The organism is Myxococcus sp. AM011 (assembly GCF_013372595.1).
In the GTDB taxonomy this organism is placed as follows: domain Bacteria; phylum Myxococcota; class Myxococcia; order Myxococcales; family Myxococcaceae; genus Myxococcus; species Myxococcus eversor.
On sequence record NZ_JABXEM010000134.1, the window covers coordinates 1 to 22,109 of the forward strand.

At 66.1% G+C, this 22,109-nt stretch carries 16 protein-coding genes; 6 read left to right on the plus strand and 10 right to left on the minus strand.

What is annotated here, in order from left to right:
• Positions 1-434: 434 nt before the first annotated feature.
• On the plus strand, positions 435-821 hold the full coding sequence (locus HUW62_RS26030) for a hypothetical protein (protein WP_163865171.1): 387 nt from the start codon (positions 435-437) through the stop codon (positions 819-821).
• A gap of 193 nt (positions 822-1,014) precedes the next feature.
• Here the strand turns inward: HUW62_RS26030 and HUW62_RS26035 are convergent, their stop codons facing one another.
• The 3 genes from HUW62_RS26035 to HUW62_RS26045 form a co-directional block, all read right to left on the minus strand.
• Positions 1,015-1,488, minus strand: a complete 474-nt coding sequence (locus HUW62_RS26035) for a hypothetical protein (protein ID WP_163865170.1) — start codon at positions 1,486-1,488, stop codon at positions 1,015-1,017.
• Between the two features lie 69 nt (positions 1,489-1,557).
• A complete protein-coding gene (locus HUW62_RS26040) occupies positions 1,558-4,677 on the minus strand; it encodes an efflux RND transporter permease subunit (protein WP_176435929.1) in 3,120 nt (1,039 codons plus the stop codon).
• A gap of 19 nt (positions 4,678-4,696) precedes the next feature.
• Complete coding sequence (locus HUW62_RS26045) at positions 4,697-5,851, minus strand: efflux RND transporter periplasmic adaptor subunit (RefSeq protein ID WP_255203643.1); 1,155 nt, start codon at positions 5,849-5,851, stop codon at positions 4,697-4,699.
• A 625-nt stretch (positions 5,852-6,476) separates the two neighbouring features.
• Here HUW62_RS26045 and HUW62_RS26050 point away from each other — a divergent pair.
• On the plus strand, positions 6,477-7,895 hold the full coding sequence (locus HUW62_RS26050; RefSeq protein ID WP_176435931.1) for a hypothetical protein: 1,419 nt from the start codon (positions 6,477-6,479) through the stop codon (positions 7,893-7,895).
• A gap of 39 nt (positions 7,896-7,934) precedes the next feature.
• On the opposite strand, the gene HUW62_RS26055 is transcribed toward HUW62_RS26050, so the two are convergent.
• Together HUW62_RS26055 and HUW62_RS26060 are read right to left on the minus strand one after the other, a co-directional pair.
• Positions 7,935-8,858, minus strand: coding sequence for a hypothetical protein (locus tag HUW62_RS26055; protein WP_163865166.1), 924 nt, complete (start codon positions 8,856-8,858; stop codon positions 7,935-7,937).
• 285 nt (positions 8,859-9,143) lie between these two features.
• Positions 9,144-11,537, minus strand: a complete 2,394-nt coding sequence (locus HUW62_RS26060) for a VCBS repeat-containing protein (RefSeq protein WP_176435932.1) — start codon at positions 11,535-11,537, stop codon at positions 9,144-9,146.
• A 144-nt stretch (positions 11,538-11,681) separates the two neighbouring features.
• On the opposite strand from HUW62_RS26060, the gene HUW62_RS26065 reads away from it, so the two are divergent.
• A complete protein-coding gene (locus HUW62_RS26065; RefSeq protein ID WP_176435933.1) occupies positions 11,682-11,822 on the plus strand; it encodes a hypothetical protein in 141 nt (46 codons plus the stop codon).
• Between the two features lie 79 nt (positions 11,823-11,901).
• Here the strand turns inward: HUW62_RS26065 and HUW62_RS26070 are convergent, their stop codons facing one another.
• From HUW62_RS26070 to HUW62_RS26080, 3 genes are all read right to left on the minus strand, one after another.
• Positions 11,902-13,197: a M4 family metallopeptidase gene (locus HUW62_RS26070; RefSeq protein ID WP_176435934.1), complete on the minus strand. Its 1,296-nt coding sequence runs from the start codon at positions 13,195-13,197 to the stop codon at positions 11,902-11,904.
• Positions 13,198-14,103: 906 nt separating this feature from the next.
• Positions 14,104-14,655, minus strand: coding sequence for a hypothetical protein (locus HUW62_RS26075; RefSeq protein WP_176435935.1), 552 nt, complete (start codon positions 14,653-14,655; stop codon positions 14,104-14,106).
• 553 nt (positions 14,656-15,208) lie between these two features.
• Entirely contained in the window at positions 15,209-15,730 is a 522-nt protein-coding gene (locus HUW62_RS26080) for a hypothetical protein (protein WP_240357191.1), read from the minus strand.
• Positions 15,731-16,007: 277 nt separating this feature from the next.
• Here HUW62_RS26080 and HUW62_RS26085 point away from each other — a divergent pair, with 277 nt between their 5' ends.
• Positions 16,008-17,384, plus strand: coding sequence for a hypothetical protein (locus HUW62_RS26085; RefSeq protein ID WP_176435936.1), 1,377 nt, complete (start codon positions 16,008-16,010; stop codon positions 17,382-17,384).
• Positions 17,385-17,763: 379 nt separating this feature from the next.
• Here HUW62_RS26085 and HUW62_RS26090 read toward each other — a convergent pair whose 3' ends face one another.
• Positions 17,764-18,048, minus strand: a complete 285-nt coding sequence (locus tag HUW62_RS26090) for a hypothetical protein (RefSeq protein WP_163861052.1) — start codon at positions 18,046-18,048, stop codon at positions 17,764-17,766.
• Here HUW62_RS26090 and HUW62_RS26095 point away from each other — a divergent pair.
• Together HUW62_RS26095 and HUW62_RS26100 are read left to right on the plus strand one after the other, a co-directional pair.
• Positions 18,026-18,529 (plus strand): hypothetical protein, encoded by a 504-nt coding sequence (locus HUW62_RS26095; RefSeq protein WP_163861054.1) that lies wholly within the window; start codon positions 18,026-18,028, stop codon positions 18,527-18,529. The two genes, HUW62_RS26090 and HUW62_RS26095, sit on opposite strands and share 23 nt — an antisense overlap.
• Positions 18,530-18,667: 138 nt before the next feature.
• Positions 18,668-19,414, plus strand: a complete 747-nt coding sequence (locus HUW62_RS26100; RefSeq protein ID WP_163861056.1) for a class I SAM-dependent methyltransferase — start codon at positions 18,668-18,670, stop codon at positions 19,412-19,414.
• Between the two features lie 471 nt (positions 19,415-19,885).
• Here the strand turns inward: HUW62_RS26100 and HUW62_RS26105 are convergent, their stop codons facing one another.
• Entirely contained in the window at positions 19,886-21,709 is a 1,824-nt protein-coding gene (locus HUW62_RS26105) for a hypothetical protein (protein ID WP_176435937.1), read from the minus strand.
• Positions 21,710-22,109: the final 400 nt, after the last annotated feature.

Genomic DNA, 22,109 nt, shown 5'->3' on the forward strand with positions numbered 1-22,109 from the left:
GTGTATGAGCTGGCGGGGCTGGTGGGGGTGGGGGCGTTGTTCACGCTGGCGGTGACCAGGGCGGTGCGGACGTCGCCGATGTTGCCCGTGGGAGACCCGTACCTGGTGGAGAGCCTGCATCACCACACCTGACACACGAAGGTCCAGCGCGGCGTGTGGCACGAGTTGCACTCCGGTTGATGTGGGCACGCCGGTGGACCGCTGGCCGCGCTCGCCTTGCCGCGGTGTGTAGGGCTGGCCCGTGTGCGCCGCCGTAGGAACTCCTGTGTCACCCGTCACGTCCTGACCGCCACTCCCGGAACTTTCTTCTCGAAGTCCCGGGCGCGGTGCGTCCCGTCTCTCCCCGTGCCTGTTCGCGGGTGACAGTGTTTGACGGAATGTATGATGGCGAAAGATGCTCTCCGTGAAGTCTCAAAACCACGGGAGGGTGTCTGATGAAGCTGAACACGTTGGGAGTACTGGCGGGATTGCTGACGGTGCTGGCGGGCTGCGGTCCCGTCGACGGTGTCGCGGTGTCGGACGACGTGGGGGCCGTGGGTGAGAGCGAGGCGGCCCTGACGACGTATCCGGAGTGCTGCGCGGCGATTCCGGGCTCGGGGACCACGGAGGCCTTCTGTGACTCGGTGGCGTGGTCTCCGGGCCGCTGCAATGCGGTCAACGGTGGGACGTCGTGTTCCTGGAACACCGCGAACTGCCCCGTGACGTGTTGCCAGCCCATCTCTGGCAGCGGCGCGACGTGGGCCTTCTGCAGCGGCGTCGGCATCTCCGCGGGGCGCTGCAACGCGGTCAACGGTGGGACGTCCTGCTCCTGGACCTGCTGAGTCGTCCTGAGGTGCTCGCGGCCCCGCGCTGTCCAGGGCCGCGAGTGCCGTGGAGAATTCCTCCCTGGATGACTGACAGGTGTCTGCCAATTTGGAGACCCGGGGAAAGCCATCCAGCACGCCCGCGTTGCGCACCTCGCGCGGCACCGTCGTCATCAGGATGCAGGCTCTGGCGCTGATTCGCGGATGCGCCCTAGTGTGGCTTCTCTGACTCCGGCGGCCACTGCGCGGTGGGAGCACGGCTCCTTTCCACCCGCGACATCCGCGCGAACAGCAGCGGCGCGTACACGAGGTTCTGGAGCGCTCCCACCATGGCGAGCGCTACGCCGTGGGGGTTGCCGAGCGTGAACGCCCCCGTGGCGTTCCCCTCCATGAAGATCGCTTCGAGCAGCGCGACCTCGCGCGCCCGCAGGCAGGCCAGGTGCGAAGTGAGGCTCGAGAGCATGTCGAGCTTCGCCTCGTCAGGACATGGAAGCTCCCGAACGAGCTGCTCCGCTTGCTGTTGGCGCGACTGGGCGAAGGCCCGCACCTTCGCCTCGGGATTCGGCGCGGCGCTGACGGCGGCTTCGATGTGCCGCAGGGCTTGCTCCCAACGCCGCGCCACGACCTGGGCGAAGGGCTCCTCCTTGTCTGTTGAACGACCAGTCATCACGGGCCTCTCACGCATGAGTTGTCTCCAGCGAAGCCGAGCCCCCCGTGGCGTGGAGTTTCGTCCACGGGGAGCCCGGGGCTCGGCTCAGGGCTGCGTCGCGGGCGCGAGCGGCGACGGCTCCACTGCTGGCACCTCGCTGTCCGCCGGCACCTTTCGGGTCCGTGAGACGAGGAGGTAGATGGCCGGGACGAAGTAGAGCGTGAAGAAGGTGCCGACAGCCATGCCCGTCACCAGGACGAGTCCGATGCTGTTGCGTGCCGCCGCGCCCGGTCCTTCCACCAGGACAAGTGGGAAGTGGCCCGCGACGGTGGCCACCGTGGTCATCAGAATCGGACGCAGTCGCGCGGACGCGGCCTCCTGGATGGCTTCGAGCTTCGACCTGCCTTCGTCCTGGAGCCGGTTGGCGAAGTCGACGATGAGGATTCCGTTCTTCGCAATCAGCCCCACCAGCGTCACCAGCCCCACCTGCGAGTAGATGTTGAGGGTGGTGGTGAAGCTGTCGGTGAAGAAGGGCATCGTCGGGTTCGGCATCTTCAGGAACGTCGTCAGCAGCGCGCCGAAGAGGGCCAGGGGCACCGAGCCGGCGAGGATGATGAGCGGGTCCCTGAAGCTGTTGAACTGGGCGGCGAGCACCAGGAAGATGAGCACCACCGCGAGCAGGAACGCCGGGAGGAACTTGTTGCCCTCCGTGCGGAGCTGCCGGGACTCGCCCGTGTAATCGATGCTGTAGCCCTCCGGGAGAATCTTCGCCGCCTCCGTCTCCAGGTAGGTGAGCGCCTCATCCAGCGGACGGATGGCCACGCCGCTCAGCTTCACCGCGTTGAGCTGCTGGAATCGATTGAGTGAGCGGGGCGCCACGGTGTCCCGGATGGAGGCAATCGACGAGAGCGCCACGAGCTGTCCGTCCGGTCCGGTGACATGGACATCCTGGAGCTGCTCGGGGGTGAGCCGCGAGGTCCGCAGGAGCTGGGGGATGACCTTGTAGCTGCGCCCGGCGATGTTGAAGCGGTTGACGAAGTTGCCGCTCACCGCCGCGCTCAGGTCCTGTCCCACCGTCCCCAGGTTCAGCCCGAGCTGCGCGAGCTTCTCCCGGTCGAGCTCAATCTCCGACTGGGGCTGGTCGAACTTCACGTCGATGATGGGCGGGAAGGCGAACAGTCCGCTCGCTGTCGCCTTCGCCTGGAGCTGCTGAGCGAAGCCCAACAGCGCCTCTGTCTCCGCCGTGGATGCGATGACGAACTCCACCGGGAAGTTGCCGCCTCCTGGCAGCGCGGAGGGCTGGATGACGAGCGTCTGAACGCCCGGGACGCTGGCCACCCGCTGCTGCGTCTGCGCCAGCACGCTCGCCGCGGAGCGCTCGCGCTCCTCCCAGGGCTTGAGTCCCAGGCCCCAGAACCCGCTGCTCGGGTTCATGATTTGGAAGATATACGAAGCCTCCGGTATCTCCATCAGCGACTGGTTCACCTCGTGGACCGAGGGCGCGAGCTGCTCCATGGTGGCATTGGACGGCGTGTTGACGATGCCGAACACGATGCCCTGGTCCTCCGTGGGGGCGAGCTCCTGTGGAGACTGCGAGAACATGAGCAGCGCGAGCAGGCTCAACACCACCCACACGGTGTAGACCAGTCCGCGTGCGCCGAGCGTGCGGTCCAGCGTGCGTGCATAGGCCGCGCGCAGTCGCTCGAAGGCCCGGTTGATGACCCCCGCGAGTCCCTGGTCCTCATGGCCCGCGCGCAGGAGGGCGGCGGACATCATGGGGGAGAGCGTCAGCGCCACCACCCCGGAGAGCGTCACCGCGCCGGCCAGCGTGAGCGCGAACTCGCGGAACAGCGAACCGGTGAGGCCGCCCTGGAAGGCGATGGGCGCGTAGACGGCGGCGAGGGTGATGGTCATCGCGATGATGGGGCCGACCAGCTCGCGAGCGCCCTGGATGGCGGCGTCCACCGGACGCAGGCCCGCCCGCAGGTGGCGCTCCACGTTCTCCACCACGACGATGGCGTCGTCCACGACGAGCCCCACCGACAGCACCACGGCGAGCAGCGTGAGCAGGTTCACCGTGAACCCGAACATCTGCATCAGGAACACGGTGCCGATGAGCGACACCGGGATGGCCACCACGGGGACGAGAATCGAGCGCACGGACCCGAGGAAGAGGAAGATGACCACCACGACGATGAGCAGCGTCTCTCCCAGCGTGTCCACCACCTCGTCGATGGCGTTCTGGATGTACTTCGTGCCGTCGAAGGCGATTCGAGCGTGGATCTGCTCCGGGATTTCCCGCTGGAGTGCATCCATCTCCTTGCGCACGCGCTTCAGGACGTCCAGCGAGTTGGCATGCGGCAGCACCCAGACGCCGATGAAGACCGCTCGCTCCCCGGAGAAGGTGACGTCGCTGTTGTAGTCCTCGGCTCCCAGCACCACGTCCGCGATGTCGGAGAGCCGCACGACGGCGCCGCCGTCCCGCCGGACGATGAGCTGCCGGAACTCCTCCACCGAGCGAAGGTCCGTGTTCGCAGTGAGATTCACCTGGACGAGCGAGCCCTTCGTCTGGCCCACCGCGGCGAGGTGGTTGTTGTTCGCCAGCGCCTGCCGGACCTGCGCCGGGCTGACGTTGAGCGAGGCCATCCGGTCGGGCTTCATCCACACCCGCATCGCGAACGTCCGCGCCCCGAGGATGTCCGCGCGCTGCACGCCCGCCACCGCCGAGAGGCGCGGCTGCACCACTCGCACCAGATAGTCCGTGATTTCGTTCTGCTTCAGGAACTCGGAGGTGAAGCTGAGATAGGCCGTGGCCGACTGGCTCTCCGCGGACTCGATGCTGAGCACGGGGACCTGGGCCTCGGGCGGCAGGTCTCCGCGCACCTGGTCGACCTTGGCGCTGATTTCGCTGAGCGCGCGGTTGGAGTCGTGGTTGAGCTTGAGCCGGGCCCGGATGATGGAGACACCCTGGAGGCTCTGGGATTCGAGATAGTCGATGCCGTCCGCGGAGGCGATGACCCGCTCGAGCGGCGTCGTGATGAAGCCGCGGACCAGCTCCGCGTTGGCGCCGACGTAGGCCGTTGTCACCGTGATGTCGGCGTTCTCGCTGCGCGGGTACTGCCGCACGTTGAGGGACTGGATGGCCTGGAGGCCCGCGATGATGATGAGGAGGTTGACCACCAGCGCCACGACGGGGCGCCGGATGAAGAGGGCGGTGAAGTTCATGAGCGCGTTTTCCGGTCCACTACGGGTCCACGGGAATGGGGGCGGTCTCTGCTTGTGGCGCCATCGAGTTGTTGGCGACGACGGCCGCGTCGTTGCGCAGCTTGAAGACGCCGCTGCTGGCGACCTGCTCTCCCGGCTTGAGTCCGGAGGTGACAGCGACGAAGTCGCCTCTGCGCTCACCCAGTCGCACGAAGCGCTGCTTCGTCAGGAGGGCCGTCTTTCCACCCGCGTCCTTTCCTTCCTCGAGGACGAACACCGAATCGCCATACGGAGCAAAGAGGACCGAGGTGGCGGGGATGACCAGCACCTGGCTCTGGCTCTCGGCGAGCACGTCGATGTTGGCGAACATTCCTGGCATCAGGCGCCCGTCCGCGTTCGGGACGGTGGCGCGCATGCGCACGTTCCGAGAGGCGAGCTCCACCTCGGGGTTGATGGTCGTGAGGTCGCCCTCCCAGGTGTCCCGTGGAAAGACATCCACATGGACACGCACCTTCTGCCCGAGGGCCACCTTCGCCAGCATCTGCTGCGGCAGGAGGAACTCCACCAGGACAGGGTCCAGGGAGTGCAGTGAGGCGATGGGGCCGCCCGCGGAGACCACCTGGCCCAGCTCCACCTGTCGGATGCCGATGCGGCCATCGAAGGGCGCGCGGATGACCTTCTTCGCGAGCATGGCGCGCAGGGTGGCCACCGAGGCCTCGGCCTGGACCGCTCGTGCCTGGGCGGCATCGAGCTCGGCCTGCGTGGTGGCGCCCTGGGAGTGGAGTGACTGGACCCGGGCACGGGTGAGCCGGGCAAGCTCCGCTTCTGCTTCCACTCCCGCCAACTGGGCCGCCTCGCTGGTGCTGTCGAACTGGACGAGCACCTGCCCCTTCTTCACCCGTGCGCCGTTCTCGAAGCCGATGTCGCGCACGAGGCCAGACAGCTCCGCGCCCAGCGTCACGCCGCGCACCGCGAGCACCGTGCCGACGGCTCGCTGGGTCCCCTGCCAGTCGACGGCGCTGGCCGTGGCGGTGGTGACCGCCTCCGGGGGCGGGACATAGGTGGCGCCTGCCTGAATCATCGCGCCGATCTGTGCGCCCTTGATGCCCACCAGGATGGCGATGACACCTAGCAGGGACAGGATGCCCAGGACCCAGCGCTTGCGGCGGCCGGTAGGGCGTGGGGATGGAGACATGGCTTCGCCGGGACGAGCAGTGACGGATGCACGCATCGAAGACACTCGGAAGGGAGGGATGGCGCAGCCGTGTATCGGATTTGTTCGAGGCGTGTGCTCTTGAAAATACAGATTTGCTGTGGCCCGAGCGGACCCTGATTCCTCTCTTGAATTCAGCGATGGGCTGTGGACAAAGCGTGGCGGATTGCGCGCTTGAAAACCGCCGGGGACTGTGGACAAAGCGCGGGCCGGGGAGGGCTGACGTGTTCCTATGCTTGCGAAAGCCCGAACCCCGGACCGAGCTCTTCCAGAACGCCCTGGGTCTGGGGCCCTGTCCGTTGACGGTCTCCGCACGCATCGCTCGCGTCGCTTGCCACACCCGACGACGACCCCTCGGACGCGGTGTCACTGGCGCAACGAGTGGGAGCCTCCACGTCCCTCGTCGAACACCGCTTCAGAGAACAGGTCGGCGTCCCTTCACGCAGAGTCTCACGGGCACCGTCTTCGACGCAGAGGGCTCGCCGTCTCCTCATTCCAACGTCCACGGGATGAGGTCAATATGACCTGCCGCCCCGGGCGTTTCAGCGGTCGACGCGGCCGGAGGTCTGAAACCCGTCTCCGGGACTCGTGGCTCATGGAGGAAGTGATGCGACGGCTTGGAGTGATGCTGGGGCTCTTGGGGTGCGTGGGATGCGCCAGCGCCACGCGCGGTATCTCGGACCAGTACAACCCGGAGACGGGGCGGTACGAGAAGCCCACGCATGAAGTCGTCTATTCGGTGCCCGTCGAGGACGCGATGATGACGGCCCGGTACATCCTGGAGAAGAACCGCATGGACGTGATGGAGAAGGAGGGAGGGTTGGAGATGTTCTCCTCCTTCATTCCGGACGTCATCCCTCCCGAGCGCTACTACATCCAGGGAGAGCGGCTCGGGCCCCGGCAGGCACTCGTTCGGGTTTTTCGCATCAGGTACACGCAGGAAGGGGGCTTCGCCGCCCCTGAGGCCTCCGGTCGGTCCAGCGGGCAGGCCTCCGTGCCGGATGCCTTCATGAACATCCCTGGGCTGGAGGGCTATCGGCCAGCACATGGCTACCGCGACATGAACATCGAGCAGAAGCTCCTGGAGCGGCTGGAGATGGCTCCCGCGCTGGAGCTGGTGGGCGGCAATCCCCCCATTCCCATTCGCTCGGTGGTGATGGAGAGCTGGGGCGAGGAGGACGGGGCCTCCGCCACCGCTCCCGCGTGTGGCGCGCCCGTGGAGGGCGCCTCGTCCCTGTTCTCCAAGGGAGGCGTCCTGCTCGTGGCGGACCCCCTGGGAACGCAGGAGGTGCCGTCCGTGGCGCTGCGGATGGCGTGCGAGGCCACGGCCCAGGACCTGCCGGTGACGCTGGCGCTGTCCATTCCCGTCTCCGAGCAGCCGCTCCTGGAGCGCTACCTCGCCAGTGACGGCGATTCAGGAGCCATCCAGGAGTTCCTCTCGGGGAGCGCTTTCTGGCGCCGGGTCCACCAGGACGGGCGCAGCAGCCGCGCCATGCTGTGGCTCGTCGAGCAGGCCCGGCGCTTGCGCGTCTCCGGCAAGGACGTGGCCGTGGCCGCCATCGACTCCGACAAGGCCCACGGCAATGAGCGCGAGGAGCAGATGGCCGAGCATCTGATGAACGCCCGGTCGAAGCGCCCCCAGGCCTGGACGCTGGCGCTCACGGGCAGCGTCCACGCGCGCACCACGGAGGTCAGCTGGGATGGTGACCTCGAGCCCATGGGCGCTCGCGTGGCGCGCGTGCTGCCCTCGGTGCGAGCCCTGGACGTGGGCTTCCAGCGCGGCACCCAGTTCACCTGCCGCTACAGCGTCTGGGACGAGGAGGTGGAGTGCAACGTCTTCGGCATCAGCCCGACGCTCGAGGCACGGCAGTCCTCCAAGCAGGCCGCTGGCGTGACGCTCTTCACCGCCCCGCGGCCTGACGGCTTCCACGGCAGGCTCTACCTGGGCGCGCTGACCGCGTCGTTTCCCCCGCTCCAGGCGCCGCGCCAGGCCCCTCCAGTCAACCCCGTGCCCGCCAGGAAGTGACCAGACGAGCAGCGGCGGCGTCCCCGAAGCCCGCATCAATCACACACAGTAGTACGTCGGCGCCAGCTCCAGGACGCGCTGCTCGGCCACGGGGGAAAGCGCGCGCAGGCGTGAGAGGAAGAGGGGCGCCTTCATCCCCATTCCGATGAACCCCCAGACATACGAACGCTCCTGGGACTCGGCCAGGTGCTGGTGTTCCTCCGGGGTGAACGCGCGCCCCACCGCCTTCTCCAGCGTCTGGAGATCCAACGCGAGCTGGGCGTTCAACGTCCCCCGCAGCGCCTGGAGCAGCTCCGCGTACTCCGTGAGGGCCGCGTCCAGGGTGTCGGGCTCCTGCGCGAGGATCTTCTGCGCCTCCAGGAAGTCCAGCCGGGTGTGCTGTGCCTCCTCGAGCCAGTGGTGCTTGAGCAGGTCGCAGAACAGCGGATCCAACGTCTCGGTCTTGTTTCCCCGGATCGTCTCCAGATAGTGCTGCTGCGTCATCAGCTCCAGGTGCAGGTTGAAGATGAGCACGCCCAGGTTCGACTTCGCCATGATGGCCCGCGCCACTTCGACGTGGTTGTCGAGCAGGGCGGGGACGACCTTGAACCCCCGGGCGAACGCGCTGGTGAAGCGCGCGAAGAGTTGCTGGTGCTTCAGCTCCTCCTCCGTGAAGCGCAGGAGCGCGCGCATGTGCGTCGCGTTCCCGTGCAACTCCAGCCCGGCGCGCTGCGAGGCCAGGGCCACCGCGTACTCCTCCAGGAACAGGAACAGGTGCGCATAGCTGTTGGAGCGGATGTGATTCAGCATCAGCCGCTCCTCGGCGTTCAGGAAGGGAATGGCCTCCGCGCCCGTCAACTCATTCGAGAGGAACCGACGGCTGAAATCCAGGACGGTGTCTTTGGGCAACAGCTCATCAAGACGCCAGGACACCTTCTCCGAACTCTGGATGCAGGATTGATACTCAGCGGTTTGATTCAGCATTTGAAAAGAAAACAATTCTTTTCAGGGGAAGTCAAGTATTGCCGACATGGGAGGATTTACCGCGAGGCGTCGGCCTTTTTGATGCCGAGACGCCCCTCCGGAGGCTCGTTCAATTGTCTGGGTGCAACGTGATTCCTCCCCCGCTTAGCATCCAGCAAGGGCACGGCGGGCCTCCGACTTCACTCGGCGGCCCTTCGCGCGTCCCTTGATGACGCGCGCCGCCGCGTCGGGTGCACGGGCCCCCACGCGGCGTCATGTCGTCGTGTCACGGGCCAGGTCGGCTCGTCACTGCTGCCACGCCCTTCCCATGGGCAGCTCTCCCGGGCGCACACCTGACCTGCTCTTCACGCTCGTGAGCTGCGTGCTCGAGAAGATGACGGTGTAGTCGCCGCCCGCCGCGGGAGTGCTCGTGCGTGGCCGGTAGACGGCGAAGTCCGTCTTCCCATCTCCGTCGTAGTCGCCCGTGACAGGGACGTCGCCGAGCCCTCCGAGGAACTTCACGTGCGAGGTCCCCGTGGAGCTGTGCACGACGGTGAAGTAGCCGCCGCCGTCGTCGGTGGGCCAGCGAGGGGTGTAGATTGCAAGGTCGCTGAACCCGTCTCCGTCGTAGTCGCCCACGACGGGAATGTCCCCCACCTGCCCCATCGTGTCCCAATCCACTATCCCGCTTTGGGACTTGCGCACCGTGAACCAGCCACCCCAGCCCGAGCTGTCCTTGGCCTTGTGCATGGCGTGGTCATCCTTGCCGTCCTTGTCGAAGTCTCCGACCACGGGGGTGTCGTCGGGCTCGCCCATGTAGCGCGCCACGGGGTCTCCGCCGGTCTGGCTCGGAATCCAACGGAACTTGCCGTACACCGGCTCGAATGTGTCCGGGTGGGGCTGCGCGGTGGCGAATCGCTCGTACACCGCGATGTCCGTGATGCCATCGCCGTCGTAGTCCGCGGCGAGGGGAATGTCGCCCGGCCCTCCCAGATTGAACCAGCTCCAGTGCTGTCCCTGGCTCCGCCACACCGTGAAGAACCCGGGCGTGGTGCCCGCCGCCGGGGTGTACACGGCGTAATCCGTGATGCCATCGCCGTCGTAGTCACCCGTGAGGGAGATATCCCCCGGAAGCCCGCCCGCGAAGCGCATGGGCCTGGGCAGCGAGCTGGCCTGCACCGTGAGCATCCCGGCCTGGGGCATCGCGGGGGATGGCCAGTACCAGGTGAAGTCAGACGTGCCATCTCCGTCGAAGTCATCCTTCCGCCGCTGCTGGGGCCGGTTCGTGTAGACATGGACCTCCCACGGGCCGAACGTGTCTGTCCATCCCTGCAGGGTGGAATTGTAGGGCAGGGGGCCGCGCTGCTCGAAGAGGCTGCGGGCCTGCACGTTGGCACCCCAGCCCGACGGGATGATGTTGCTGGTGACCTGGACGGGCGAGGGGTTGGCGACGATGACGATGTGACGTGTCCCGACCGCGCGTTGCATGCCCACGAGCCCGGGGGAGAGCGTCAGGGGCGGGCGGCTGTCGGAGACCAGCATGGGCTCCAGGAAGCGCAGCTGCGCGGCGACCTTCTTGATGTCCCACCAGAGCTGTGAGTCCTGCCCGATGACATCCGTCCCCCACCAGAAGATGCCGCGCGCCCCCTGGATGATGGAGGAATATGCCATGTAGCGCGTCTCAATGTAGTTGGGGCGCCGGCCCGTCTTGCCATTCACTTCATCCCAGTCACAGCACTCCGCCAGGCCTTGCCCCTGGAGCACCATCAGGATGGGAGCGGTGGGGGTATAGGGTGCCATGAAGTCGTCGTCGTAGAGCGCGCGCATGGCCTCGGTGCTCTCCGCGGGTCGGTTCAGGGGCGCGGTGGGAAATGGCGGCGAGCCGCCGTCTGGCAAGAGGGTGATGGGATACCGGTCCTGCCCCCAGGCGTTCGCCACGGCCATCCACTTCCGGTACTGCGAAGGGGAGAAGCCTGGCACGTCGTCCCAGGGAGCGATGCCCGCGTCCGAGTTGGTGGCGGCGACCTCCGTGTAATACACGGGGTGAGCGGGGTCCCTGGCGTTGACGAACTCGCGGAAGCTCACGGCCTCGTCGAGGGTGGGGAGGCGCTCACGGAGCCTGGCGGTCGCGCCCGCGTCAATCACTCCATCGGACCGCACGAGTTGTCCTCCTCCCTCACTGTTCCAGCCCAGCTCGTCCATGGAGTCGTAGCCGAGGAGCGCTGACTTGTTCTTCAACTCCTGGATCCTCAGGTCCAGGTCGCTGCCGACATGGTGCTGGGCATCCTTCTCCCGAACCCAGTGCAGCTCGTTGCCCGGCTCATCCAGGTGTTTCCAGTTCCAGGCACTGAGGAGGACGTGCACGCCATGCTGCTCGAACTTGTCCAGGTCGGCGGGGGTCACGTCATGGATTTTGTGAATGATGGCGTTGAAACCCACTCGCCCCAATTCGCCCTGCGCGAGGTCTGTCTTGTTGATGTTGGGAAAATCTCTCGCCGGGCCCCCGTCCGGAGAGGTGGCCGTGGTGGGATAGTCGAAGACACCAATCACGAAGAAGCGCTTGCCTTCGTGGACCCAGAAGGGCCCGGGTGGCACGGCCTGGGGTGGGTCCTCGGGGTCCGTGGTGTGGCAGATGGGCCGAGGGTCGGCGGGGACGCACGCGGGATCCGCGGCGGAGAGCCTGGGGAGGACCACCGCCATCGCGGCGAGGCAGGCCGCGAGCAGTAATCTGAGATGTCGAGTGGGTCCTGAGGGTGTTGGTTTCATGGTGGGGTCCTATCATTCTCAGGACAGGGCTGACATGCGGGAGGTGCCACCCTGACAGACAGGCGGTGCTCCTGGTGCATGACTCTCTACTCCCAGGGACTGGCGGTCCCGGAGCATGTCTGGATGATCGACGTGATTCTCGACCATGTCTTCAGCGACTTCGGGCGGACGAGGATTTCTTCATCCCCGGTGGCTTCGGCGGCTTCGATGGTGTCGTGAGGACCTGAGTGGGACGGTGACGCGGGCGTGCCTCACGGGTGCCCGCGTCGGTGGTCCCGCGCCAGGTCGTCTCGTTCCTTCAGTTGGAATAGGAGAACGTCACGTTGGAACAGGGCCTGAACCCGGTGATCCAGATCCAGTAGGTGCCCGCGGTCGCGCGCGGCGCCAATGCGCAGGACTCCTCGCTGTTGCCCAGGTAGGGCCGGCAGTCGAAGGCGTCCTTCGTGGGCGGCGCGCCGAACCTCACATACAGGTCCGCGTCACCGCGTCCTCCGCTGAGGGTGAACACCGTGGAGGCGTTCGCCGCGGTATTCGCGCAGTAGTACCGGTTCGAGCGGGCCTTGCCACTGATGGGGCTCAAGGGAGGAACCAGGTGGAGAGGGGGGCAGAACTGGGGGACGGGCTTGAAGACCCCCACGGCCTCCCAGGCCCTGCTCACCGAGGCGATGGTGTTCGGGTCATAGCCCAGTACCGTGGCCGCGAGCTCGATATAGGTCCGCGCCTGCTCGAACGTCGTGTTGGCCGTGAAGAAGGCCGTGCTCGCCGTGTAGAAGATGTGGGCGGCTTTCTCGATGCCAATCCCCAGCACGTCGCGCAAGGAGCGTTCGCGCGGATGCACGCCGCCCGTGGATAGCAGCTTGAACGCCAGATTGCGGATTCCCGACGCGGTATGCACGTCCGCGCCGTTCTTGTAGTCCTCGAAGTAATCCATCGAGTCGCCGTCCAGGAACGGGTCGTCCATGTACCGCGGCGCATCTCCGGCGATGGGGGGCGTCCGGACGCTCTCACCCACCTTCCAGACGTTCGGCCCCATGGACCAGGAGGTCGACCAGCTCTCACAGACCGCGCCGAAGATGTCCGACAGGGATTCGTTCAGTGCCCCGGACTCGCCCGTGTAGATGAGCCCGGATTCATATTCCGTCACCGCGTGGGTCAGCTCGTGCGCCACCACATCGAGGGCCGTGCACAGGGGCCCGGCGGTGACGCCGTTTCCGTCGCCGCAGACGAGCTCGGTGCCGTCCCAATAGGCGTTCACGTAGCTGGTGGCGTAGTGCACGGTGCTGATGAGCGGGAGCCCCGCGCCATCCATCGAGTCACGCCCGAACAGGGTGTTGAAGCACGCGTAGGTGAGCCCCAGCATGTTGAAGGTCGCGTCCACATACGCGTCGCCCGAGGCGGGCTGTCCCTCACCGCGCTTGAGCGTGCCAGGCAGGCGCATGCTGTTGTTGGCGCTGTACACCCTGCGGTTGAGCGCGTCGTGAATCTCCGGTACGCGCAGGAGGATGGAGGCGTCCAGGGCGTCCACGTAGACGCGGTCCCGGACGGGGAGGGTGGCGCTGTTTCCCGTCACCCGCACCTCCCAGGCCAATCGCAAGCGGTCCTTCTCGGACGGGCGCACGTAGACCAGTTGGGGGGCGCCTTCGACCGCGCTGGCGCCCGGGGTGTTCCTCGAGGCCGCTCGCCCGGCGGCTGTCGGGGCGATGCGGGGCTTGGACAGGACCTCCTCACCCCCCTGTGTCAGGGATGAAGTCGCCTCGGCTGACGTGCCGAGCTGACCACCCGGTGGGGGCGAGTGCGGTGCTCTCCGTGTCCGCCAGCGTGCGCCGCTCGGGGGCGTCAGATTCAGCGCCTTCGGAGTCGGATGTGCATCCAGGAGTGCCTGTCCCTGGGCCCTGTAGCCCTGGCGTGTCTCCGCGGAGGCTTCCCTGATTTCGAGCGACTTGAGGCCCTGGAGGAGCTGTTGGGTGCTGTACCGTCTGCCGGCCTTGACCCCCTGTGACGGGGTTCAGGGCGTCGAGGAGCGGCAGATGGGCAACGCTGCGCGAGAAGGCGATGGAGGACTCCTTCGGCGTCAGGTCGGAGCGGCGTGTCTATCTTCGCATGGCTCCATGTGAGGAACAGCGGTTCAGCCGCGGCAGGTGGAGCGGGCCCGCGAGTGTCTGGGGGGCCTTCTCCATCCTGGGACTGTCCGCCTCCTGCTGGTCCCACAGGCGCTGATATCCCCGGGCCGCGCGGCGATGTCGTTGGCGCCCCGGGGCGATGACCTGCTGCCGCATTATGGGCCGGCCTTGGGTGACCACTGAGGGTCAGCTCGGCAAGCCAGCCGAGGCGACATCTTCCCTGACACAGGGACTCCTCGGCGCCCCTGCCAGGGGGAGACCGTCTCGGTTGGTTTCACCAAGGAGCTTCCCCGTTTCCCGCGCGTCCCTGCTCGACATCTACACCCTTGTCGGGGCAGGACCGGCCCACGCTTCTCGGAGATGAGCGCGGCTTGCGTTTCTCACTTGTAGGAAGCGAACAGCTTCTTGAAATCGCGGCCGACCCAGCCCGCCCCGTGGAGCGCCTCCGAGCTGACATAGGCAACGAGAACATCTCGCTCCAGGACCAGCTTGGCCTCTCCTTTCTTGTACACGCACTTGAGCGACTTGACCTTCTTGACGAACTCCTCGTAGCACGCCTTGTTGTCCATGCAGTTCATGCCGGGACCGGGCTGACTGGCGCTCATTGGAAAGATGGCGCCGCCGCAAAGGGCGCTCGGGAGGTTTTCATCAGCTTCATCGGCATAGTGCTGGTTGAAGGAGGTGCGATCGATCGTGCAGGGGAGGACCTTCCACTTCGACCGCCCATCTTTCGACTTGGGTGCTCCTCGGTAGATGCTGTCTTCGGAATAGGGATTCCAATTCTCGTTGAGGGGCGTGCAATACCCATTCTTGAGGGATGCTTCGTAGCCCTCCCAGGCCTCCGCTGAGGTGTCCTTGATAGGAAGCGCGTACACCGCGCCGGCGGTGATGGTCGCTCCCAGCATTGCAATCCCAAGATGTCGTTTCTTCATCGTGGCTTCCTTCGTGGGCGTGAATAATGACTGGCCATAATCCAAGACATCGGATTCATGACCTTGCCATCTTCTTATGGATGAAGGTCGGCCACAAGGGGACAGCGGCGACACGGCTCCGGCGCCAGGGCGTTGCCTGGGACAAGAAAGACATCAGCTCGGCTCGGCGGCGCCCGGTCTCCTCGGGCTTGTCTGATTCTTGGGTGGGCACAGGGGCTGCGCCCCTTCATCGACGGGTGCCAGTCCCACGAAGGCGAGCTTCGGGGCTGAGCCTCATGAGCGCACACCCTGCCGTTGGACTCCCTGGAAAGCCAGGACGACCGCCAGGGCCGCCCCCGCCAAGGTCATGCCGACGGCGGCCGCCGCCAGCAGCAGCCCCTTGCCCCAGCCCGGAACCCCGAGGACGGCGCGCGCGCGGCCGACGGTCGTTGCCGGCCAGCAGCGCGCCGATGGCCCGTTGGCTCAGCGCCATGAACAACCCCTGGAACGCCCGCCAGACCACGTGAACAGGGGTGAGGAAGAAAGACCGTGGGGTAGGGGCTGAGCCATCCCCTCATCTGAAGCCGAGCGCTTCTTGGAAGACATGGTGGCGGTGGAGGAGTTCGGCGAAGCGTTCAACGAGGGGCCGCAATCGCTCCTCCTTCATCATCGGGATGGCTTGGTAATACATGCAGCCCTGGCGGAAGAGCGGGTAGGTGCGAGTCTTCACCGTGTGGGCCTTCAGCCCCTTCTTCATGCCGAGGCTCGCGCCAGCGGCTCCCAGCAGCTTCAGCAGCACGTGCGCCATGGCGCTCACCAGCAGCGGCCTGTCTCTGCGCTCGGGACTCTTCACTCGCACCGAGGACCGTCCCATCCCCAATCTCAAATCCTTCACGTTCCGGAACGTCTCCTCGCACGAGAAGCGCCGGGAGTAGAGGTCCACCACCCGACGCGCGCTGGCGGCCCCCAGGCTGGTGGCCAGGCACCACGACTCCTTCATGCCCTTCTGATGCGCCAGCACCCCCGCCGGTACTGGCGTCCGGTCCGCCGTCGCGCGCACGCCGGTCAGCTTCTTGGCGTGCCCGCTGGTGGGCATCCACCCGGCCGCCGATTGCCGCGAGACGCCGGGTTAGGTCCACCCGCACGTCCTTGCGAAAGCGCACAACGAAGTCGAAGCCCACCTTCCATTCTCGCCAGCACATGCCGTCCCACCCGTCGGTGCTGGCCTGCTCACTCGCCCATTCTTCCGGGAGGCGGAGCGGCGCCGGGACGGGGCACGGCGAACAGTTACGTTCGCTCGCCGACCGTCGCGCGACCACGCCGCGCATCACGCGAACACCACTTGCCGCCGCGCCAGACTCGGCGATACTTCTATGACCATGCTCCAACGGCCCTGGCCCCTTGAGCTCGTCGCGCGACAGCTGATCCGTGATGACGTCGCCGTCGAGCCGCGTCTGTCCGTGGTGGGGCTCGTTCGACTCGACGAAGTCCTGGCAGGCCGCATGGCTCGCGGTATCAAGAGGGAAGTCGCCGAGTCCTGGATCGACCTCCATCGCGCCTGGATCAACGAGCGTTTCGGGTCCGAGGACCTGGTGCCCGCCTTCACCCGGTGTTCTCGGCTACGGGCCATCTCCGAGCTGCGCATCGACTGCAACTGGCTCGGTGTCACGGGGGTCGCCGAGGTGCTTGCGTCACCGCTCCTGCATCACCTGGACGAACTCGAGCTGGCCGTCGGGCTCCACACGGTCGAGGCATACGAGCCGCTGGCTCGGCGCAAGATGACCCACTTGCGCCGCTTCGGCCTCGCGATGCCCGACGCCCAGGATGGTGACATCCCCGTGGGTGATGATCTGGCCGACCTTCTCGCTGCCGCCGGTCTCGAGCGTCTGGAGAGCCTCGCGCTCCCACGTGTCGGCATCGGCCCGGCGGGGCTGTGTCGTCTGTTCGACCTGCCCGCGTTGGCCTGCTTGGACCTCGCACGTTCCGAGATTGGCGAAGAGGGTTGCCACGCCCTGGCCCGGGCCTCGAGCCTGTCTCGCCTTCGTGGGCTCGATCTCGAGGGCTGTCTCGGATTCGACGATGCCGGCGACTCGGCCTTGCCTGGCCCCGGCTTCTCGGCGCTCATCACGTCGCCGCGCCTGGCCGTCGCTCATCTCGGTCTGGGCGACGTCCCGGGAGCCGTCGCGATCATCGCCGCCTCGGCACGCATGACGACCGTCGAGCACCTCGTTCTCTCGGAGGTCGAGGATGACGAGCTCGCGGCCCTCATCGCGTCTCCCTACCTGACCGCTCTCCGCCACCTGCGCCTACGGCGCTGCAATCTTTCGAGCACGACCCTCACCGGGTTTGGACGGTCTCAGCTCCTTGCCGCACTCGAGTCTCTGACCCTGAGCAACGACCTCACGGCGTCGCAGCAAGGCCTCGTCGCTCGGCGCCTGCCGCGCCTGCGCGAGCTCCGTCTGGAGGTCAACCACACGACCGCGGACAGCCTCGGCCGCGCCGACTTGCCCAACCTCACCGAGCTACACCTCGACTTCGACGCAACGGCCATGAGTCAGGATGAGGAGGTCGAGGAAGCCGATCTGGATGCTGTCATCGCTGCGCTCGTGAGCGCGAAGGGCATGCCGCGTCTGACAGGAGTCGTCACGTCACCTGTTTCGCCCGAACACATGGCCAAACTCGTCGGCCGCTTTGGTACGGGATTCCGGACCCAGGACTACTCGCTGACTGGCTCGGTCCGGGAGCGTTGAATCGCGACCCGGAGCCGATTCGTCAGGCGTCAGGGGCCGCCGGCTCCCTCCGCGGCGAACCGTCGCTCCGCACTCGCTTCCGCGCACCGCGGCGGGCTCGAGTCGTCCGCCACGCAGCGTCGCGCCGTGACTGAGCTTGCCCGGGTTTCGCGGACATCCCGGACTTCGTCCATCACATCTCGGGTGCCCACGGAACTGGGCTGCTCCCATGTCCGGGGGCGGAGGCAGCTCCTCCCAGGTGCCGGTCGCAGGGGACGGGTGCACGAACTCGAGGGGTATCCGCTCGCCGTGCAGACGTCGGAGGTGTTGGACGGCTTGGTGCCGGCTGGTGGGGGCTTTGGTTCAGAGGCGAGCACCGGGCCAACCAACGCGGGCCCGCTCAGGGAGAATCCGACGCGTGGGTGAGGGCCTTGCCGTTCTTGGGCGCGGTGAACCGCGCCTCCTCCCGCGTGAAGCGGGACTTCCTGATGGATGAGAAGTCGCCCTTCGTCCGGGAGAAGTCGGGGTCCATGACCACCCCGCCTCCCTTCACGAAGACGAGCAGGCACTCCATTTCAGGGACGTCCCTGGCGCCGGACCCATCAATGGCGAGCCACTTCCGGACTTCTTCCGCGCCCACGTAGGGCGTGAAGAGGTGGAAGGTGTCCCAGTCGAAGTCCGTCACCTCCGTCAGGAGGAAGTCGCCGGAGGCGGGGACGATTCAGGGCATGGCCCAGGCCATGGGCAGCGCGAAGGCCAACATCGACATCATCACCGGAACGGAGCTCCCGAGGCTCCCGGACTCCGGCAGCGGCTCCATCATCGCCATCGACCCGAGAATCTCGGACGCGTCATTCGTCGCGTTCGACGGCCTGAAGAATCCCCTGGCCACGCCGCTGTTCCTGACCATCGCCCACGAGCTCATCCACGCCCTGCACAACGCCCATGGCACGTCCCGCGGCCAGTTCCCCCTGTGTGACTACAACAACCGGGAGGAGTACGAGACCATCCGCGGGACGGACCTCTCGGAGAACACCCTGCGCGCCGAGCACCGCCTGGGCGTCCGCTTCGGACACTCGGGCGAATTCGCCCAGGACCTGCTGCGCTACCTGCGGCTGCACCCGCAGGAGGTCATCGATGAGCGGCGCGCGCTGAAGTATGGCTGAGGTGAATCGGCGACGACCCGAGGACTCCGTGGCGCGGCCCGCCGCCGCGTTCGCGCGCAGGAGGCGTCCTGGGTCCGTGCTCCTCCCTGGCATCGTGGAGGTAGGGTAGCGTGGTCTCCTTCACCTGGGAGACCGCGCATGGACGACACGAACGAGGTGGACGAGTCGCTCGGCCTCGCCGCGTACTCCACCTTCGCGGAGCGCTACTCAACGTTCGCGCTGACCAAGCCACACAACGCGCTCTACGAACGGCCGGCGACGATGGCGCTGCTGGGTGAGGTCACCGGACTGCGCGTGCTCGACGCCGGCTGTGGACCGGGCTTCTGTAGCGAGAAGCTCGCGCGCGGTGGCGCGACCGTCCACGCCTTCGACGTGACGCCGGAGATGGTCCCGCTCGCCCTCGCGCGTTGCACGGGCCTCCCGGTGGAAGTCCGGACCGGAGACCTGTCGGCGCCGCTCGACTGGCTGCCCTCGGAGTCCTTTGACCGCATCATCTGCTCGCTCGCGCTCGACTACGTGCGCCACCTGGCCCCGGTGTTCGGCGAGTTCCGCCGCGTCGCGCGGCCCGGCGCGCTGCTCGTGTTCTCCATGGGACACCCGATGCGCGACTGGAACGACGTGCGCTGTCGCGGCGACGGCACCTACTTCGACACCACGCGCTTCGGGATGTACTGGTCAGGCTTCGGCGAGCCGAAGCCCTACGTACAGGGCTATCGTCGCCCGCTCGCCGACATCCTCAACGCGCTGTCCGAGACTGGCTGGATGCTCGAGCGGGTCGTCGAACCCAAGCCTCTCGACGACATGAAGGGGGTGGACCCAAGGCTGTTCGAGGAGCTGTCACAGGCCCCCGGGTTCATCTGCATCCGTGCCCGCTGCGGGGCCTGAGCCCCGGACCCGCGACACGCGAGACCGCCACCCTCACCACGGAGCGGGCTCGCGCGAGAGCGCCGACATGGTCCTGGGCCGGGCAGACGTGTGCCTGCTGGAGATAAAGGCAGGGTCTCGCGCCGCCTTTGTTCTGGCATTGGGTGAGGGCTGTTATCCCCCTGTGTCAGGGAAGATGTCGCCTCGGCTGACGTGCCGAGCTGACCACCCGAAGGGGGCGAGTGCTGATGTAGGGGAAGGGGGAGGGAGGGGTGTCGAAGCTCAAACCGTCACAGCCAGCCAAGACAGCCAGGCTCCTGCCGCGCCCCGTCTGGATAGGAGGCAGGGCAGGGGCGCGCCCGCCTTCTACCCCAATGGCGCTCCTGTCCAAGGGGTCGGCGGACAACCCGCTCTGGTGTCTGGACCCATGAGCCCATCGTGAGCCATTGTCACGAGGCATCTGTCTTGATGCTCGCCGGTGGGGCGTCCTCCTCAAGGCAGATAGTCCGCGATGAGGCCGAGGATGGGCTGGAGCATCGGTTGGGGACCCTCGCCGGGTCCCTTCGCGACCTGGCCAATGGCCTCGATGCGCTTCGCCCTGATTGGGCTGTCTTCAGCTGAGGCCGCACCTTGGTTGGCTATGACCCCTCCGTGTTGATTGAACAGTTTGATGTTCGCGGCGCGGATTTCTTCACGCAGCCTGTGGAGAAGTGGCCTCATCGCGTCCGAGTCGTTGGCGTCCTCCAGGGCGAAGAGGGTTCTGAGTTTGCTGTCCAACTCAGTCAGGAGGTTGTCGTTGTGGGCCTTCCTGAGCCAGAGGCGTTGGACGAAGCCCTGGAGATGTCGTGAAATCGAGTGTTCTTCGGCCAGTTCCTCCGTGAACTTCACGTAGTCTTTGATGAACTTCGGGTTGTTGCAGTCCTGGATGATTTTCTTCAGGAGCTCCATCTTTCGTTGGACGGGCGAGGCAACTGCTGGCGCGGCGCCCGCGACCACAGTCGCGGCACTGGATTTGGCGGCGGCGCCTGAGTAGTCCCGGCAGTTTTGCAGGAAAGCGTTGACGGCCGGGTATTTGGTGGCGCAAGCCGACAGGAGCGCATCGAACAGCGGCTGCTTATGCACGATACCATTACCGGGATGCCAGAGTTGGTAGGCCATGGGGATGCCAGCGGAGATGGCTTCGCTGAAGGACTGGTCTCCCTCGGTGATGGTGAAGGACCGGTCTGCTGCCCGCCAGAGTTGAAGCATGTCGTCGTATGGAACCGTGCATCCTTGGTTCATGTTGATGACATGAATCACCCTCTTTCCCAGCAGGAATGTCGCATGTTGGCAGGTCTTGAGTTTGGTGATGTCGTGGTTTTTCCTGAGGTCGGGGATCAACGTGTTGTGGTCGTTGGTCCTGAGGTATTTCTCGAGGTGGTCCTGAAGATGGTTGACTGGGAGTATCACGGCTGAAGTGATTGAGTCGTCGTGGAAGACCCGGTCCAGGAGGAGATTGAAGTGGGTGTTGTTGTGCTTGCCGGCGCCGTAGCCAAAGAAGAGTCTGGGCGGTTTGTGCGACTTGGAGCACTCTTCCAGGAGTTTCTTCAGGTCAGGCTGTGTCAGGGCCAGGTCGGACAGGGGCAGGGGCGTGCGCAGTCTCTCGTTGATCATGATTCCCATTTCATGAGCAGCCAGCCCCGAGCATCGCAATTTCGGATTGAGTATCGCGGGTTTGGCCATCGAGTACTCGATGATTGTTCCATCATGCTCTGAGTCGTTTTGCATGGCGGTTGCTATATCGACCTTGAGGGCACTGACGTTGAAGGAGGGCTTGAGCTTTGTGAAGCACGCTGACATGACGTCAAAGTCTTTATGCCCACAGTGAGGAGTGGCTCTCCAGCTTTCCTCTTCGTCCACGAGAATGGTGCTCGTCTGGAGGCAGTTGATCAGATCTCCAAGGCCCCCCGCGTCGCGTGTGTGCACGGCAATGTCCAGGTACTTGAGTCTCAGCGTGCTGGCGTAGAATCTGTCGATTTCGAGTTGAGTTCGCGCTGAATCAATCGGGTTGGATGGGACGTGTTGGGGAGGTGCGTTTGCCCCGGCCCCCGCCGCGGCCATGCCCGCCGCGGCAGCCGCGGTCGGTGCCGCTGCCGCGGCGGGAGGGGGTGCCTTGTTTGCTTTGAGTTTTGGGGGACGTTTTTGCAGCTCCAGGACCACGAACTTCACGATTGCGCTGGCGGGGTAGCCAGGTTGTATGCGTTTGAGCGCCGCGCCGATTGCCTCGACTGAGGTCGACTTCTTGTCCGTGGGGAGTTGCTTGAGGACCAGCGTCACGCAGTCCTTGCATGGGTCCTGGCTTCCGTTGTTGGGGATGGTCGCCAGGGGCCTCTTGCATATCGTGCAGTTCATGTGATGCCTCCGAGTCGATGGCTCAAGTCGCTACTGCGTCAGGGTGTTCACCGCGTCGTTGTCAGAGGGGGGCGCCGTGCAGGTCGTCGCTGTCCGGCGTGGGGGCAGGGGGGCCCATATCCATGCTCGGTCCGGTGCGCTGCTGAGTCAGGCGGTGCTCTCGTTGGTGCAGGGACCGTGCCGGACGTCCTGTCGACAGGGTGGTGCCCTGAGGCGTCCGAGAGCCCGCCGGTCTCTCTCCTTCAGGATGAGGGGAGTCCTCTTCGGGCGCTGGGGGCGTCCGTCTCAGACGCATGTGCGTCCGGTGCGGACGCGGTTGGGAGTG